Here is a 16,550-nt window from a genome sequence, read left to right as displayed (position 1 = left end):
TGGCCGCCGTTGGCTCGGCGGGTCTATCTTGGGTGTCGAGGCGGGGGTTCAGCGGCGGTCGCCGATCAGGGCCGTCAGCTCGGCGCGCTCGGCCGCGTCGAGCTCGGTCAGCGGCGGCCGGACCGGGCCGGCGTGGCGGCCGACGGCGCTCATGCCCGCCTTGACGATCGAGACCGCGTAGCCGCGCTTGCGGTTGCGGATCGCGATGTAGGGGAGGACGAAGTCGCGCAGCTCCCGGTAGACCGCGTCGCGGTCCCGGCGGCGGACGCTGTCGTAGAAGGACAGCGCCCATTCGGGCAGGAAGTTGAAGATCGCCGAGGAGTAGGTGGTGACGCCCATCTCCAGGTACGGCAGCGCGAAGGTCTCGGCGGTGGGCAGGCCGCCGACATAGGTCAGGCGGTCGCCCAGAGCGGCGTAGACCCGGGTCATCAGCTCGACGTCGCCGACGCCGTCCTTGAAGCCGACGAGGTTCGGGCAGCGCTCGCACAGACCGGCGAGCGTCTGCTCGTTGAGCTGGGCGTTGGCGCGGTTGTAGACGATGACGCCGAGCGAGGTCGCGCGGCAGACCGCCTCGATATGGGTGGCGAGACCGGCCTGCTCGGAGCCGACGAGGTAGGGCGGCAGCAGCAGGATCCCGTCCGCGCCGGCGGCCTCGGCGGCCCGGGCCATCTCGACCGCCAGGGCGGTACCCTGGCCGGCGGGTGCGATGACCGGGGTCCGGCCGCGGGTCTCCTCGACGGCGGCGCGCAGGACGCGGTCGATCTCGACGGGCGTCAGCGAGAAGAACTCGCCGGTGCCGCCGGCGGCGAACAGGCCCGAAACCCTGTAGTCGGCCAGCCGCCCGAGATTGTCCCGGTAGGCGGTCTCGTCGAAGCTGAGATCGTCGCGGAAATGCGTGACCGGGAAGGACAGCAGGCCGGAGCCCAGCACGCGCGCCATCTCGGCCGGGGTCATGCTCGCCATCGATTCTCTCCCTGGAACGCACCGTTCGGTGTCGCGTCCGGGGTTAGGCGCCGGCGTTAAATGCGTCCAACGTTGATTTTGGCTGGATTATCCCGGATCCTGCATCAATGTTCGACCTCGGCCATGCTCGCAGCTTCGTCGCCGTCGCCGAGGAGATGCATTTCGGCCGGGCCGCGGCCCGGCTGCACCTGACCCAGTCGCCCCTGTCGCGGCAGATCCAGATGCTGGAGCAGACCCTCGGCGTGACGCTGCTGGAGCGGACCACGCGCGCGGTGCGCCTGACCCCGGCGGGCCGGACCTTCCTGGCGGAGGCGTACCGGGTGCTGGCGGCCGCCGAGAATGCCGCGCGCATCACGCGGCGCGCCGCCCGCGGCGAGAGCGGGGTGCTCCGCCTCAGCTTCACCGCCGCCTCGGCCTACCGGACGCTGCCGCAGGTCGTGGCCCATGTCCGCCGGACGCTGCCTGAGGTCGACCTCGTGCTGGAGGAGATGGTCTCGGACGAGCAGATCCTGGCGCTCGGCGAGAATCGCATCGATCTGGCGATCCTGCGGCCGGCGTCGGTCCTTCAGGATCCGAAATCCGCGATCGCCACCGCGCCGCTGGCGCGCGAGCGGCTCCTGCTCGCGGTCCCGCGCGGGCACCGCCTCGCGACGGCGCGCGCGCCGACCCTGCGGGACCTCGACGGCGAGGCCTTCGTGACGTGGTCGCCCCGGGGCGGTCGCTACTTCATCGACCTCCTCGACCGGCTGTTCGAGGCCGGCGGCGTGCAGCCGCGGATCATGCAACGGGTGAATCAGGTCCACGCGATGCTGGCCCTCGTCGGCGCCGGCATCGGCGTCGCGCTTGTGCCGGGCAGCGCCCGGGGCAACAGCATGGCCGACATCCGGCTCCGACCGATCGCCCTGCCGGCCACGACCGGGCCGGAGCTGTGGCTCGCGTGGCGCGGCGACAACGCCAATCCGTGCCTTCCCTCGGTGCGGGCGGCGGCGCTGGAAACCGGCGAGGCGTGACCGCCGGCGCCGGCCTGGAAAGTCGGTGCGGCCGGCGATAGGCTGCGCGCTCGCCCCGCTTCCGGTCGCGCAGCCGGCCGGGGCCGCCCCTCCCGGATCAGGCAGGCACCATGAGAGTTTCGGCCGACCTCTGCATCGTGCCGATGGGCGTCGGCCCGTCGGTCTCGCCCTACGTCCGGGAGATCAAGGCGATCATCGAGTCGAGCGGGCTCACCGCCACGATGCATCCCAACGGCACGAACATCGAGGGCGAGCTGTCGGAGATCTGCGCGCTGGCGGAGCGGTGCGAGGCGAAGCTCGCCGAGCTCGGCGTCCAGCGGACCTTCTTCACGCTGATCTTCTCGACGCGCCGCGACAAGGACCAGTCGATGGCCGACAAGCTCGCCGCGGTCTCCTGACCGCGACCGCCGCGGCGCGTCATCCCGGGGTCGTTCTCCGAACCCGCGCCGAATGAGGTGCGGGTCCCCGCTCGTGCGGGAGAGGGGGCGCGTCGCTGCTGGCTCGACCGATGACGCGTCCTCCGGACCGTCGCGACGCGAACGAGAAAAGCCCTAGCCGTGGCAGGCGCAGCCGGCATGCTCGCAGCCGGCGTGATCCTTGTGTCCGTCCGCGCAATCGTCGCAGCAATAGGCCTTGCCATCCCGCGACACGGCCTTGGCGACCGGGATCACGCAGACGCAGTCCTGGCAGGCGCACTTCACCATCTCGACGTCGACGCTGGCCATTGCTTCCTCCTCCGGCGGGGCAGTCCGCTTGTCGACGTTAGAGCCGCGGCACCGCCGAGGAAACCCGTGCGCGGGCGCGGTGACGCGCCCGTGATCCCATTCGCCCGCTCGCGCGTTCCTCCGGTCCGGTGATCGCTTCGCCGGGTGGAGGGCGCCATGACCGATCAGAACACAGACGACGTCCGGATTGAGCCCTACGACGGGCCGGCGGGCGGCTGGGGCTCCGCCCGCTCCCTCGTCGAGATCCTGACCCGCGAGGGCGTGCCGGTCACCGGCTCGGCGATGCTGCTGAAGCAGAACAAGCCGGACGGCTACATGTGCACGTCCTGCGCCTGGGCGAAGCCCGCCAAGCCGCTTGCCTTCGAGTATTGCGAGAACGGCGCCAAGGCGACCGCCTGGGAGCAGACGCGCCGCCGCGCGACGCCCGACTTCTTCGCCGAACACACGGTGACCGAACTCCTCGGCTGGAGCGACTACGCCCTGGAGGAGCAGGGCCGCCTGACCCACCCGATGCGCTACGACCCGGAGACGGACCGCTACCGCCCCGTCGCCTGGGCGGAGGCCCTCGCGGAGATTGGCCGGGAGCTGAAGGACCTGCGCGCGCAGGACCCGCGATCGGTGGTGTTCTACGCCTCCGGCCGGGCCTCCCTCGAGACGAGCTACATGTACGCGCTGCTCGCGCGGCTCTACGGCAACAACAACCTGCCCGACTCCTCCAACATGTGCCACGAGCCGACCTCAGTGGCGCTGCCGCAATCGATCGGCGCGCCGGTCGGCACGGTCCTGCTGGACGATTTCGAGACCACCGACCTGATCTTCTTCTTCGGCCAGAATGTCGGGTCGAACGCGCCGCGGATGCTGCACCCGCTCCAGGAGGCGCGGCGCCGGGGGGCGCAGATCATCACCTTCAACCCGCTGCGCGAGCGCGGGCTGGAGCGCTTCACCGACCCGCAATCGCCGGTCGAGATGCTCACGCGCTCCTCCACGAAGATCTCGACGCAGTATCATCAGGTGAAGGCGGGCGGCGACCTCGCGGCCCTCACCGGCCTGTGCAAGGCCCTGCTCGCCCTCGACCGGGCCGCGGAGGCCGCCGGCCGGCCCCGGGTGCTCGACCACGCCTTCATCGCCGAGCACACCCACGGCTTCGAGGCGTTCGTCACCTTCTGCGACGGGCAGGACTGGGCCGCGCTGGAGCGGCGCTCCGGCCTGACCCGGACCGCGCTGGAGGCCGCCGCCGGGGTCTACGCCCGGGCGAAGGCGGTGATCGGCATCTACGGGATGGGCCTGACCCAGCACCGCAAGGGCACCGAGACCGTCCGGATGCTGGTGAACCTGCTGCTCCTGCGCGGCAATATCGGGAAGCCCGGCGCCGGAATCTGCCCGGTGCGGGGCCACTCGAACGTCCAGGGCCAGCGCACCGTCGGCATCACCGAGAAGCCGGAACTCGCGCCGCTCGACAAGCTGCGGGAGCTCTACGGCTTCGAGCCGCCGCGGGAGAAGGGCCTCAACACCGTCGAGACCTGCGAGGGCCTCCTCGACGGGCGCGTGAGGGCCTTCATCGGGCTCGGCGGCAACTTCCTCCGCGCGGTCCCCGACACCGCGCGGATGGAGCCGGCCTGGCGGCGGCAGCGCCTCACCGTGCAGATCTCGACCAAGCTCAACCGCTCCCACCTCGTGAACGGCGCCGTCGCCTACATCCTGCCGTGCCTCGGACGGATCGAGATCGACCGGCAGGCGAGCGGCCGGCAGGCGGTGTCGATGGAGGATTCCACCGCGCGCTTCCACGGGTCCCGGGGCGTGGCCGACCCGGTCGGGCCGCATCTGCGCTCCGAGCCCTGGATCGTGGCGGAGATCGCCAAGGCGACCCTGCCGCCCAATCCCCGCATCGACTGGGATGCCTGGGTCGCCGATTACGCGCGGGTGCGCGACGCGATCGAGGCCACCTACCCGAGCGTGTTCCACGACCTGAACGGCCGGATGTTCCAGCCCGGCGGCCTGACGAAGCCGCTCGGCGCCCGCGACCGCAAGTGGGAGACCGAGACCGGGAAGGCGAATTTCGCGGTCCCCGAGGGGCTCGAGGCCGACCCGGACCTGCCCGCCCGCGGCCCGGACGTGCTCGACCTGATCACGCTGCGCTCGAACGACCAGTTCAACACGACGGTCTACGGCTACGACGACCGTTTCCGCGGGGTGAAGGGTACCCGGGACGTGCTGTTCATGAACCGGCGCGACATCGCCCGGCTGGGCCTCAGGGACGGGCTCAGCGTCGACGTGGCGACCGAGGCGGACGACCAAGTGATGCGGCGGGTGGGCGGCCTGCGGGTGATCGCCTACGACATTCCGGAGGGCAACTGCGCCGGGTACTACCCGGAGCTGAACGTCCTGCTGCCGCTCTGGCACCACGACGAGCAGTCCAAGACCCCGGCCGCCAAGGCGATCGCCGTGCGGGTGACGGCCGCGACCGGCGCGCGCTGAGCGGAGCGTCTGGCATCCGGTCGCGCCTTCCGGCAAGGAACGACCATGGACCAGGCCACTCCCCCCGACGCGCGACCGGACGCTCAGGCGGAGGCGCGGCTGCGGGCGCTCCTCGGCCGGATCGCCGCCGGGGCGCCCCTGCGCGAGCCGGGCGCGGACCTGTCGCAGCTGAGCGCCGGGCCGGGCGCGCTCGCGGCCGTGGCGGATGCCGGTCTCGGCACCGACGCCGAGACCGGCGGCCTGGCGCTCTCCGGCGCCGACCTGTCCCGCGCCCGCATGGAGGAGGCCGACCTCTCCGGCGCCAACCTGCGCCGGGCCACGCTCGCGGGTGCGGTCGGGCGCTCGACCCGCTTCACCGGCGCGATCCTGGAGGAGGCCGACCTGTCCGAGGCCGACCTCTCGGGGGCGGACTTCACCGACATCGTCGCCGGACAGGTGAAGTTCGCCGGGGCGATGCTGGAGGATGCCCGGTTCGGCCGCGCCGCGATGCGCTTCGCCGACCTGTCGGGCGCCCTCCTCGACGGGACCGACTTCGCCGGCGCCGACCTCTGGGGCGCGGATTTCTCCGGGGCGGATGCCGACGACACGAACTTTCGCGGGGCGCGGCTCGACGAGGCCAAGCTCGCGGATGCCAACCTGACCCACGCGGATTTCGCCGAGGCGAGCCTGACCAAGGCGAGCCTCGCCGGCTCGCGCCTGCGCGGGGCGCATTTCACCGGCGCGAAGCTCGACGGCGCCGATCTCTCGGGGGCGGATCTCTCGGATACCGACCTCGTGCGGCTCAACCTCGCCACCTGCCGGTTGCGTCACGCCCGCTTCGCCGGCGCGTGGCTCAACGGCACGCGCATGAGCGTGGAGCAGCTCGGCGGCGCGGTGGGCGAGGAGGTGGCCGGCGCCTACGACGCTGCCCAGGCGAGCTACCTCGCCCTGGAGCAGAACTGGAAGAGCATCGGCAGCCACGACGCGGCGAGCTGGGCGTACAAGCGCGGCCGCCGGATGGGCCGCTTCCATGCCGGGCAGCAGGCCCGCACCGCCTGGTCCGACCGGGACTGGTCCGGATTCCTGCGGCACGGCTATCGCTGGACGGCCGACCGCTTCGTCGAGTGGCTGTGCGATTACGGCGAGAGCCTGTCGCGCATCGCCCGCGCCTTCGCGCTGCTGATCGTGCTGTTCGGCGGGCTCTTCGGCCTGACCGGCGGCCTGTTCATCAGCGAGGGGCCGGAGGCCGGGCCGACCTACAATCCCCTCGATCTCCTGAGCTACAGCGCGCTCAACATGATGACCGCGAACCCGCCGGAGATCGGCCTCAAGCCGACCGGCCGCGTCACCAACCTGCTGGTCGGGATCGAGGGCGGCGTCGGGATCATCCTGATGGGGCTCTACGGCTTCGTCCTGGGCAACCGCCTGCGCCGTTAACGCGGATCGTCCCGGATCCGCGTCCGCGGATCCGACAGTCCTCAGTCGTTCACGCTGAGCCGCTCGATGACGAGGCTGAGATCCTTGCGCAGGGCGCGGATCTCCGGCTCGCTGAGTTCGAGCTGGCACATCACGGTCTCGCGGACCGAGACCGCGTCGGCCCGCAGGGCGGCGCCCTCCGGCGTCAGGGCGATCTCGACCTCGCGCTCGTCGGACTGGCGCCGGGTGCGCAGCAGGAAACCCGCGCTCTCCAGCCGCTTCAGCACCGGGGTGAGCGTACCGGAATCAAGACGCAGTCGCCGGCCGATCTCCGACACGGTGACGCCGTCCTGCTCCCACAGCACCAGCAGGACCAAGTATTGCGGATAGGTCAGTCCGAGCCGCTCCAGCAGCGGCCTGTACGACTTGGTCATCCGATGCGCGGCCGCGTAGAGCGCGTAGCAGAGCTGGTTGTCGAGAAGCAGCGGATCCGTCTCCGGCTGCGCCTCAGCCGTATCGGCAATATACGCCATATCGTTCGCCCATCGCGGTCCACGCACCGCCACTCTCGACCGCGACCGCGGGTCCGTCATCATACCATAACACGGGATCCCGGGGCGCAAGCTCCAGGCGTCGGGCCCGTTCTCTTAACAACCGTGCGGGGTTCGTCTCCCATCCGCGCCCGGCGGGAGCGCCGCCAGCGTGTCGAGGAAGCCCGCCTCGTCCTCGAGGGTCCTGAGGTCCAGGCGGACGGCGTCGTCGCTGATGCGGCCGATCACCGGCATCGGCAACCGGCGCAGATCCTCGGCGAGCCGGCGGCAGCGACCGCCCGCGCCCCGGCCGCCCGCGGAGCCAGGGGACAGGACCAGGGCGGCGCTGGGCAGCGTCTCCACCGGGAGGGCGCCGGATCCGATCTGGCTGATGCAGTCGGCGACCGAGACCGCGGCCCGGCCGGCGAGCCGCTCCGCCACCGCGGGGGCGAGGCGCTCGGCCTGCGCGGTGATCGCCTCGCGCGCGCGGGTGAGGAGCCTCAGGGTCGGCAGCTCCGCGCGCAGCCGCTCGGGATGCAGGTAGAGCCGCAGCACGGCCTCGAGCGCCGCGTAGGTCATCTTGTCGACGCGCAGGGCCCGCTTCAGCGGGTTCCTGCGCACGCGGGCGATCAAATCCTTCCGGCCGGCGACGATGCCGCACTGGACCGCGCCGAGCAGCTTGTCGCCGCTGAATGTGACGACGTCGGCCCGCTCCAGGGCCGCCCGGACCGTGGGTTCGGGCGGCAGCCCGTAGGCGGCGAGGTCGACGAGGCTGCCGCTGCCGAGATCGTCCGCCAGCGGCACGCCGCGCTCCCGGCAGAGAGCGTGAAGGGCGGCGGGATCCGCCGCCGCGGTGAAGCCCGCGATGGCGTAGTTGCTCGGATGCACCTTCATCACGAGGCCGGTGCGGGGCCCGAGCGCCTCGGCGTAGTCGCGCAGATGGGTGCGGTTGGTGGTGCCGACCTCGCGCAGGCGGCAGCCGGCCCGCACCATCACGTCCGGCACACGGAACGAGCCGCCGATCTCCACGAGCTCGCCGCGGGAGACCACGACCTCCTTGCGCATGGCGAGGGCGTTCAGGACCAGCAGGACCGCGGCCGCGTTGTTGTTGACGACGACCGCGGCCTCGGCGCCGGTCAGGCGGCAGATCAGGGCCTCGACGTGGTCGTCACGCTCGCCCCGGGCGCCGGTTACGAGATCGAATTCGAGGTTGCTCGCCTGCACCAGCACGGCGGCCACCGCCTCCGCGGCCGAGCGGGGCAGCAGGGCGCGGCCGAGATTGGTGTGCAGCACCGTCCCGGTCAGGTTGAAGACCGGCCGCAGGGACGGCCGGCGCTCGGCGGCGAGCCGCGCCGCCGACTCGGCCCGGATCGCCGCCGCGTCCGGAACCGGGCCGCCCCCGGCCCGGATCTCGGCGAGCACCGCCCGGACGGCGTCCGTGTAGGCCGTCCGCCCGTAGGTCGCGAGATCCGCCGGCGGCGCGGCGCCGACGACGCGCTCCACCGAGGGGATCCGGCGCGGGGACGGCGCAGAGTCGTCGGCCGGGCGGGTGGGGATGGACGCGTTCATGTCGGCCCAGACATAACCACCCCTCTGCACGGAGCCAGCCCGTCGCCGCGCGGAGAATCCGCGCAGGTTGTTCCGGTCCCGGCCCGACGGTAAGGGCAGATCCTGAAATCGGCGACCGAGAGTCCATCGCACCCGCGCGGGGCGGGCTCGGCCACGCCAACCCCGCCGAGCCTTCTCGGGAGACGTCGCCATGTCCCGGCCTTCGATCCAGATCCACCCGATGATCCTGTGCGGGGGAACGGGGACGCGGCTGTGGCCGGCCTCGCGGGAGAGCATGCCCAAGCAGTTCGCCCGTCTGGTCGACGCCGAGCGCTCGACCTTCCAGGCGACGCTCGCGCGGGTGTCGGACGCCGCCGTCTTCGCCACGCCGACCGTCATCGCCTCGGCCGAGGCCCGCTTCATCGTCGCCGAGCAGCGCGACCAGCTGGGCCTGTCCGCCGACATCCTGCTCGAGCCGCAGGGCCGCGACTCCGCCGCCGCCGTGGCGGTCGCGGCGCTGCACGCCGCCGCCGCCGACCCGCAGGCCGTGGTGCTGATCATGGCGGCCGACCATGTCGTGCCCGACACGGCGGCCTTCGTCGACGCCGTGCGGCGCGCGGCCGCCGGCGCCCAGGCCGGCTACACGATGACGCTCGGCATCGAGCCCGACCGGCCCGCCACCGATTACGGCTACATCCGCCGCGGCGAGCCGATCGCCGAGGCCCCGGGCGCGGCCCGCGTCGCCCGCTTCGTCGAGAAGCCCGACCGGGCCGGCGCCGAGGCGCTGATCACCGACGGCGCCCTGTGGAACTCGGGCTACTTCCTGTTCCGGGCCGACCTGATGCTGGCCGAGCTGGAGGCGTTCGTCCCGGAGGTTCTGGCGGCCGCGCGCGAGGCCCTGGAGGCGGCGGTGACCGATCTCGACTTCGTGCGCCTCGACGCGGCGGCCTTCGCCCGGGCGCCCAAGATCTCGATCGACTACGCGGTCATGGAGCGGACCGCCCGGGCCGGCGTGCTGCCGGTGTCGTTCGCGTGGTCGGATGTCGGCACCTGGGACGCGGTCTGGCAGGTGCTGGACCACGACGAGGCCGGCAACGCCGTGCGGGGCCGGGTGTCGCTGATCGGCACGAAGAACAGCCTCGTGCACAGCCAGGGCGAGGGCCTGACCGCGGTGGTGGGACTCGAGGACGTGGTGGTGGTCTCCACCCCGGACGCGGTGCTGGTGGCCTCCAAGGCGCATTCGGGCCAGGTGAAGGAGCTGGTCGGCGCGCTGCGGGCCCGCGGCGAGCCGGAGGCGGACGCGCATCTGCGGATGTACAGGCCCTGGGGCTGGTACCAGCGGATCGACATCGGCGAGCGCTTCCAGGTGAAGCGGATCCAGGTCGTGCCGGGCGGGCGGCTGTCGCTGCAGAAGCACTACCACCGGGCGGAGCACTGGGTCGTGGTGCGCGGCACCGCCGAGGTCACGATCGACGAGCGGGTGGTGCTGGTCCACGAGAACGAGGCGGTCTACCTGCCGATCGGCTCGATGCACCGGCTGGCCAACCCGGGCAAGATCCCGCTGGAGCTGATCGAGGTCCAGGTCGGCTCCTACACCGGCGAGGACGACATCATCCGCGTCGAGGACATCTACGGGCGCTGAGCGCCCCGGCCGGCCCCCCCCTGCGACCCGATCACCCGCATGCGCCTCAGGAACATGCGGCCGCCCGGATCGATAGCACAGCGTGTAGCCGCTCCCGTGCGGCCGCGCCGCAGCGTCGGGGATACCGCATGAAGCACAAGCCGCTCCGCGAACAGGTCATCGTGATCACCGGCGCCTCGTCGGGCATCGGCCTGGCTACGGCCCGGATGGCGGCCCAGCGCGGCGCCCGGGTGGTGCTGGCGGCACGCAGCGGCGACGCCCTGGCGCGGATCCGCGCCGAGATCGAGGGCGTCGGCGGCAAGGCGATCGACGTCGTCGCCGACGTCGGCCGGCGGGCCGACGTGCAGGCGGTCGCCGACCGGGCCGAGGCGACCTTCGGCGGCTTCGACACCTGGGTGAACGTCGCGGGCGGCTCGATCTACGGCCGGCTGCGCGAGATCAGCGACGCCGACCACGAGCGCCTGATCCAGACGAACTTCTGGGGGACCGTCTACGGCTCCCTCGTGGCGACCGAGCATCTGCGCCAGCACGGAGGCGCCCTCATCAACGTCGGCAGCATCGCCTCGGACCTCGCCTTCCCGTTCCAGGGCATGTACGCGGCCTCGAAACACGCCGTGAAGGGCTTCACCGACGCCCTGCGCATGGAGCTGATGGACGAGAACGCGCCGATCTCGGTGACGCTGATCAAGCCTGCCTCGATCGACACGCCCCTGCCCCAGCGGGCGCGCAACTACATGGACCGCGAGCCGAGCCTGCCGCCGCCGATCTACCCGCCGGAGGAGGTCGCGAACGCCATCCTGCACGCGGCCGTGCACCCGCAGCGCGACATCTTCGTGGGCGGCGCCGGCAAGGCCTTCGTGGCCGGCAAGGAATTTGCCCCCGGCGCTTACGACTACCTCGGGCCGGCGATCATCGCCCTGCAGAAGCGCGGGAGCGCGCCGCGCAATCCGGACGGCGCCCTTCACGCGCCGGTCGCGGCGGGGGAGACGCGGGGCGACCCGCCGGTCCCGGTCATGCGGACGAGCGCCTACACCCGCGCCACCCTGCACCCCCTCGCGGCGGCGGCCGGCCTCCTCGGTGTGGGTGCGGCCACGGCCTTCGCGGTGCTCGGCACCTCGTCCGGACGCCGGCGACGCCTGTAAGTGTCCGTCGTGGTGGAGACCCTGCCCGGCCCCACCCGGCCGGCGCAGGAGCCGGCGGCCGAAGCCCGGATCGTGCCGCGCCGGATCGTATCCCTGGCCGATGACCGGATGATCGCCTACGCCGAGACCGGTACGGGACCGGATCTCGTGGCGATCCACGGCACGCTGATGTGCCTGGAGGACGTCTGGCTCGGCCCCGTTCCGGCACTGGCCGAGCATTTCCGTGTGATCGCCGTCGACCGCCCCGGCCACGGCTTCAGCCGGCGGCCACGCGGAGGTGCAGCCGACATCTGGGATCAGGCCGCGAGCATCCGGCAGGCGGTGCGGAACCTCGGTCTTCAGCGCCCGGTCATCGTGGGGCACTCATTCGGCGCGGCCGTCGCCCTCGCCTACGGCATGCTCCATCCCGAGGAGATCGCCGGCATCGTCGCTCTGGCGCCGATCTGCTTCCCCGAGCTGCGGCTGGAGCATGTTCTGTTCGGGCCGCGGGCGCTGCCATTCGGCGGCGATGCCCTGTCCGCCCTGCTGGGCGCGAGCAGCGACCGGGCGCTCCTGCCGCTCCTGTGGAACGCGATGTTTCTCCCTGAGGCGATGCCGCCCCGCTTCGCCCGGGACTTTCCCTTCGATCTGGCCGGTCGCCCGGCGCAGATCACCGCGGAGGGTGAGGATGCGGGCTGGCTCTGGCCGGGACTCACGCGAAGCGCCCTCGGCTATCCCTCGCTACGCCGGCCCACCCGTATCCTGGGCGGCAGCGCCGATCTGGTGGTCAACACCGCGCTGCACGGCCAGCGTGCGGCGAGCCTGATCCCCGGGGCGCGGTTCGAGCGCCTTCCGGGCGCCGGCCACATGCTCCACCACCTCCAGCCCGATGCAGTCGTGCGCGCGGCCCTCGCGGTGCGATCGGAGGCCTGACAGGCCGATGGCTCAGGCAGGGCCCGGCGGATAAGCTTCCAGATTCGTGGCATCTACATGCCGTATCAGGAGACCTCAGCCGCATGGTGGTCGTCGAGCGGGCCAGCCTCGGGCGGTGGGCGATGCCGGTGCGCTGGTGGGCGGTGAGGGACTCGAACCCCCGACCCTCTCCGTGTAAAGGATTGGCGTTCCCAAGCCTTAGAGCGCCGGCAGAGGGGGAAAGAGCCTTAGAGGGCCTTCCGAGACCCTTTCGAGCCCTCGTTTCCGGAGAATAACCGGAGACCTGTTCGGCTCACGTTCTCCCGCCGCGCGACACGGTCTCCACGACGCCGCGCAGATGCTCCGGCAGGTGGTGGCCGTAGACCTGCTCCACGACCTGCTCGGTGGTGCCGAGCGCCCGGGCGACCTTGCCGAACGGCACGCCGGCCATCACGGCCCAGGTCGCGAAGGTGTGGCGCAGGACGTGCGGCGTGATCTCTTCGCCGAGGGCCGCCCCCTTCCTGGCCGTCGTCCAGGCGCGGCGCAGGCGCAGGATCGGCTTGCCCTCGAACTCGATCACGTAGGCGCCGTTCTTCCGCCAACGCCGCATGTGCGCGGCGAGCCGCTTCGACATCGGGATCGGGGTCCGCCGCTTCGAGGATTCGCCCTCGGCGGTACCGCGCCGGTAGATGATGCCGGAGCGCAGGTCGACGAAGCCGCCGTCGGTGCTCTCGATCCACTTCAGGCGCAAGATCGCCTCGTGCCGGGTGCCGGTGTAGAGGCCGGCCAGGATGAACCGGGCGACGTGGCGCTGGACGAACAGCGCGCGGCCACGCTCCTCGCCCGGCCGCACCTTCTCGCGCGGCCGCCGCCAGATCTCCTTCCCCTTCGCATCGTGCCGCCCGGTCGGCCGGAAGCCCAGCGCAGCGAGCAGCAGCGCGGCCGCCTGCGAGCGGCTGAGCCACCGATCGCGCGCCGGCGCCCGGTCCGGCATCGTCACCGGGACCGGGTAGAGCAGCTTGTGCTCGCTGTGCGCGTAGCCGAAGGCGGCCGAGAGCACGCCCAGCTCGCGGCGCGCGGTCTGATCGCCGACCCGGGGCACCTCGGCCTCGGTCGCGTACCGGTAGCCCGGTCCGAACTTGAACCGCGCCTGCGGCTGCGAGGTCCGCCACTTCGCGTAGGCGCGGCACAGGTTGGGCGTGGCGTGGGCGACCTTCTTTCCGTCGAAGAAGGTGATCAGGTGCGGGAGCGCCGACCAAGCGACATCGGGCCGCTTCGTGCCGGCGGCATGCTCGTCGGCGTAGAGCTTCAGGACGTCCGCGATCTCGACTGTAGCGGGATCACCGCGGCCGAAATCGGGGGTGTGCTTCTCGGAGAGGTAGGCTTGCAGCGCTCTTTCAGCCGCCTCACGCTCTCCATAGCTGCAGCCCGTGCCGCGTTCGATGCCACCGGTGTCTCGGATGACCCAACGGTCGTCGGCGGCCTTGTAGTAGAGGCGGGCACCCTTGGCTGGACGCGGCATCGCTTCACCATCTTCTTGATGTCGCCGAGGGTCGTGTGCAGGCGCCCGAATACCTCGTAGGTCGTTAGCCGATCATGCTCGGCCTCGCGCCGCAAGGCCTTCGCCGACGCGCTCGTGACGACGCCATGCGCGACCGCGACCTCGGCCGCCACGCTGAGCGGCATCATGGTCTCGTCCGTGACCTCGTTCGGGGCGGGAATCCTGGCGCTTCGGGGCATCAGCGCGGGCCCTCCAGCTTCAGCTCCTCGGTCGACCGGATGATGCCGTCGACAGGCTTCCCAGCCTTGGCCCGGATCGCCTCAATGTCCGCAACCATCTTGGTGCGCCCGCGCTGCTGCGCGTCGAAGTAGCTGGCCCCGTAGCGGTCGGTCTCCAGCGCGCCGGCCTGGATCGCCAGGGCGCGCTTGCCCTTCGCGATGTCGAAGTGGACCCACGAGGCGTTGCGGTGCTTCCCGAACGAGAGATGCGGGTGGCCCTGGATCCACTTCCGGTCGACGCCGATGCGGTCCACCATCGCCAGCAGCTCGTCGAGGCTGTCGGCCCAGAGGTGGCACATCATCATGCGCCCGAACGGGAAGATGGGCTGGTCGACGAAGCAGGTCATTCTGCGGCCTCGGCGATCGGCGCGAGCTGGTCGATGTTGCACGCGTGGACGGAGAAGCTCACCGCGCACGTCCATGGGTTCTCACCCCAGAGACCGTCGCCCTTCATGTTCCAGCGCGGGTCGTGCAGTACATTGATGAAGCTGCCGAACGCAGTCCGCGGGTCAGAGAAGCAGATGTCCTCTTCGGAGAGCGCCTTGCCGTCAGCGGCCCACCGGCTCGGTCTGCCGACCGGTGACCAGTCTATGCACCAGCCATCGCCACCGCGGTACGCGTGCGGCCTCATGGTAGCGCCTTCGGCAATCGCGTCATCGCGGCTGATGTCCTGCAGGCGCTCGACCCGGACGTCCGTCACCAGAAGCGTGAGGCGCGAGGCCCAGCGCGGCATGTGAATGGACGGGCGCCAGCGGGGCTTCGATCGCTCCCAACCCGCGGCGTAGATGGCAGCGAGGTCGCGATCGTTCGGATTGATGGTCTGCGGGACGCCCTCGCTCATCCGGTACGCGGATGACGGGACCACTGCGTGGTTCTCGCGGACATAGAGGCGATCTCCGACGGCGAAGCGGCTGAAGTCCGGCCCGTGCTCCCGAACCTCCCCCTCGGTCGCATTTACGATCCCGCCGTGAGCATTGCTGAGGTGAAAGCGATCAGACACCCCGGGCATCAGCTCGGGTTGTGGCTTCAGGATCCGCCGTGTCTGCGTCTTCCGGCCGGCGAGCAGCGCCGCGATCATCGGCGCCGAGAAGATGATAGGACGGTCAGCCACGGGGCGCCTCCGTAGAGAAGAGATCGGCGGTCCGGCCGCAGCGTGCGACCCGGGCCCGCACGGTGGCGTCGCGGAAGCCCGTGCATCCGGGCTGACCGTCGGCGCCGTACTGCCACTCCTCCGGGTAGCCGGGCTCGTTGATGCCGTGCGCCATGGAGGCGACGAAGATCATGCAGCCCTGGCCAGCGAAGCCGTTGCGACGCGAGCAGCCGGCGCACCAGACCGCCGCGAAGTACTCACCCTCGGAGCCGTTGCTCGGCCGGTAGGGCTGGCCCGCGTGCTTCTTCAGCCGCTCGGCCGCGTCGTCAGGGTAGATACGCCGGTCAGCCATGGAGGGCCTCCGCGTACCCTGCTGCCATCGCGTCTTGCTGTCCGGCCAGTTCGCTCATCTCGCGTTCCAGCGCCGCCATGCTCTCGGCGTGCGATGCCGGCGTCATGCCGACGAGCGCCAGGACTTCCATCCACTCGGCGTCCGTCATCGCGGGCGGCTTCTCCTCCCACCTCACGATGTCGGACAGCAGACCGTAGGCCGTGGTCTCGTCCCATTCCGGCTCGAAGTAGCCGGTGACGCCGCCGATCATGGGAGTGCCGGGCGAAGCGATGGCGCAGCGCGTGCAGCCCCAACGCTCCGAGACGTTCGGGCAATCGCACCGGATCCTCAGGCCGTGGTAGCCGTAGCCCTCGTCCGGCTCGGCGAGGAAGACTTCGCCCCAGATCTGCTCGGGGTAGTGCTTCTGCAGGACGACGAGCGCGCGCTCAGACCAGCCCTTCAGCTCGGCCAAGGTCGGAAGTGGGCGCGTCACGGCGGCAGCCGTCGGAGGCCCGACGGGCACGCTCGCTCCAGCCGGTAGGCCGGCGGCGACCGCCGCGGCGCTGGCGGCGGTGAGGAAGGCTCGGCGGCTCAGATCAGCCACGGGCACCTCCCGTCGCGAGGGCGGCGGTGGGACGCTTGCCGGCCTCTAGAAGCGGCAGGCCGGCCTCTGTCGGCACGTAGATGATCTGCTGCACGCCATCCTGCTGCTCCAGCATGTTGACGTACTGCCAGCGGAGGTAGCCTTCCGGGCCGCCGAGCGAGTTCTCGACTTCCTTGATGGCCCGAGCGACGCCCTTGGCTCGAATGACCTCGGCCTCGGCGTAGTGGTGGGCTGCCGCTTCCTCTCGTTCGGCCTGGAGGACGGCGATCTTCGTCTCGGCCTCGGCCTGCGCCAGATCGGCACGGCCTTTCAGCCGCTGCGCCCAGACGCCGTAGATCGGCCCGATGATGAAGAGGGTGGCGACTGCTGCGGCGAGCAGTCCGGCGATCGTGATGATCGTGATGATGGTGCTGGACTCGTCCATA

At 71.5% G+C, this 16,550-nt stretch carries 17 protein-coding genes; 7 read left to right on the top strand and 10 right to left on the bottom strand.

Annotated elements, in window-relative coordinates; translation table 11 throughout:
• Window positions 1-48 precede the first annotated feature (48 nt).
• Window positions 49-963, bottom strand: a complete 915-nt coding sequence (gene kdgD, locus MOTC310_RS12155) for a 5-dehydro-4-deoxyglucarate dehydratase (protein WP_331301942.1) — start codon at window positions 961-963, stop codon at window positions 49-51.
• A gap of 107 nt (window positions 964-1,070) precedes the next feature.
• Here kdgD and MOTC310_RS12150 point away from each other — a divergent pair, with 107 nt between their 5' ends.
• Window positions 1,071-1,973 carry a LysR family transcriptional regulator gene (locus MOTC310_RS12150; RefSeq protein WP_331301941.1) on the top strand — a complete coding sequence of 301 codons (903 nt, stop codon included), beginning with the start codon at window positions 1,071-1,073 and terminating at the stop codon, window positions 1,971-1,973.
• 110 nt (window positions 1,974-2,083) lie between these two features.
• Complete coding sequence (locus MOTC310_RS12145; RefSeq protein ID WP_331301940.1) at window positions 2,084-2,371, top strand: MTH1187 family thiamine-binding protein; 288 nt, start codon at window positions 2,084-2,086, stop codon at window positions 2,369-2,371.
• A gap of 153 nt (window positions 2,372-2,524) precedes the next feature.
• On the opposite strand, the gene MOTC310_RS12140 is transcribed toward MOTC310_RS12145, so the two are convergent.
• Window positions 2,525-2,698 (bottom strand): metallothionein, encoded by a 174-nt coding sequence (locus MOTC310_RS12140; protein ID WP_012322048.1) that lies wholly within the window; start codon window positions 2,696-2,698, stop codon window positions 2,525-2,527.
• Window positions 2,699-2,854: 156 nt separating this feature from the next.
• Between MOTC310_RS12140 and MOTC310_RS12135 the strand changes: the two genes are divergently transcribed.
• The gene (locus MOTC310_RS12135) at window positions 2,855-5,173 is read left to right on the top strand and encodes an FdhF/YdeP family oxidoreductase (RefSeq protein WP_331301939.1); all 2,319 of its coding nucleotides are present in this window, start codon (window positions 2,855-2,857) and stop codon (window positions 5,171-5,173) included.
• 45 nt (window positions 5,174-5,218) lie between these two features.
• Window positions 5,219-6,589 (top strand): pentapeptide repeat-containing protein, encoded by a 1,371-nt coding sequence (locus tag MOTC310_RS12130; protein WP_331301938.1) that lies wholly within the window; start codon window positions 5,219-5,221, stop codon window positions 6,587-6,589.
• A 41-nt stretch (window positions 6,590-6,630) separates the two neighbouring features.
• Here MOTC310_RS12130 and MOTC310_RS12125 read toward each other — a convergent pair whose 3' ends face one another.
• Together MOTC310_RS12125 and selA are read right to left on the bottom strand one after the other, a co-directional pair.
• Window positions 6,631-7,101 (bottom strand): MarR family winged helix-turn-helix transcriptional regulator, encoded by a 471-nt coding sequence (locus tag MOTC310_RS12125; protein WP_331294157.1) that lies wholly within the window; start codon window positions 7,099-7,101, stop codon window positions 6,631-6,633.
• Window positions 7,102-7,215: 114 nt separating this feature from the next.
• Entirely contained in the window at window positions 7,216-8,667 is a 1,452-nt protein-coding gene (gene selA, locus MOTC310_RS12120; RefSeq protein WP_331302225.1) for an L-seryl-tRNA(Sec) selenium transferase, read from the bottom strand.
• Between the two features lie 190 nt (window positions 8,668-8,857).
• On the opposite strand from selA, the gene MOTC310_RS12115 reads away from it, so the two are divergent.
• The 3 genes from MOTC310_RS12115 to MOTC310_RS12105 all read left to right on the top strand — a co-directional run bounded on the left by MOTC310_RS12115 (window position 8,858) and on the right by MOTC310_RS12105 (window position 12,342).
• On the top strand, window positions 8,858-10,288 hold the full coding sequence (locus MOTC310_RS12115; RefSeq protein WP_331293274.1) for a mannose-1-phosphate guanylyltransferase/mannose-6-phosphate isomerase: 1,431 nt from the start codon (window positions 8,858-8,860) through the stop codon (window positions 10,286-10,288).
• Between the two features lie 128 nt (window positions 10,289-10,416).
• Window positions 10,417-11,430: an SDR family oxidoreductase gene (locus MOTC310_RS12110; RefSeq protein ID WP_331293273.1), complete on the top strand. Its 1,014-nt coding sequence runs from the start codon at window positions 10,417-10,419 to the stop codon at window positions 11,428-11,430.
• On the top strand, window positions 11,431-12,342 hold the full coding sequence (locus MOTC310_RS12105) for an alpha/beta fold hydrolase (protein WP_331301937.1): 912 nt from the start codon (window positions 11,431-11,433) through the stop codon (window positions 12,340-12,342).
• Window positions 12,343-12,634: 292 nt separating this feature from the next.
• Here MOTC310_RS12105 and MOTC310_RS12100 read toward each other — a convergent pair whose 3' ends face one another.
• The 6 genes from MOTC310_RS12100 to MOTC310_RS12075 form a co-directional block, all read right to left on the bottom strand.
• On the bottom strand, window positions 12,635-13,843 hold the full coding sequence (locus tag MOTC310_RS12100; protein WP_331301936.1) for a site-specific integrase: 1,209 nt from the start codon (window positions 13,841-13,843) through the stop codon (window positions 12,635-12,637).
• Between the two features lie 217 nt (window positions 13,844-14,060).
• Window positions 14,061-14,447, bottom strand: coding sequence for a DUF4031 domain-containing protein (locus MOTC310_RS12095; RefSeq protein WP_331301935.1), 387 nt, complete (start codon window positions 14,445-14,447; stop codon window positions 14,061-14,063).
• Entirely contained in the window at window positions 14,444-15,211 is a 768-nt protein-coding gene (locus MOTC310_RS12090) for a hypothetical protein (protein ID WP_331301934.1), read from the bottom strand. The genes MOTC310_RS12095 and MOTC310_RS12090 overlap by 4 nt, the downstream gene beginning before the upstream one ends.
• Complete coding sequence (locus tag MOTC310_RS12085) at window positions 15,204-15,542, bottom strand: hypothetical protein (protein WP_331301933.1); 339 nt, start codon at window positions 15,540-15,542, stop codon at window positions 15,204-15,206. The genes MOTC310_RS12090 and MOTC310_RS12085 overlap by 8 nt, the downstream gene beginning before the upstream one ends.
• Window positions 15,535-16,125 (bottom strand): hypothetical protein, encoded by a 591-nt coding sequence (locus MOTC310_RS12080; RefSeq protein ID WP_331301932.1) that lies wholly within the window; start codon window positions 16,123-16,125, stop codon window positions 15,535-15,537. Before MOTC310_RS12080 ends, MOTC310_RS12085 begins: the two co-directional genes overlap by 8 nt.
• The gene (locus MOTC310_RS12075) at window positions 16,118-16,549 is read right to left on the bottom strand and encodes an SPFH domain-containing protein (protein ID WP_331301931.1); all 432 of its coding nucleotides are present in this window, start codon (window positions 16,547-16,549) and stop codon (window positions 16,118-16,120) included. Before MOTC310_RS12075 ends, MOTC310_RS12080 begins: the two co-directional genes overlap by 8 nt.
• Between the last annotated feature and the right edge of the window lies 1 nt (window position 16,550).

Source organism: Methylobacterium oryzae, from assembly GCF_036441375.1.
GTDB lineage: Bacteria > Pseudomonadota > Alphaproteobacteria > Rhizobiales > Beijerinckiaceae > Methylobacterium > Methylobacterium oryzae_A.
The sequence above is the reverse complement of the archived record's forward strand: the minus strand, read 5'-3'. Positions and strand labels throughout refer to the sequence as shown.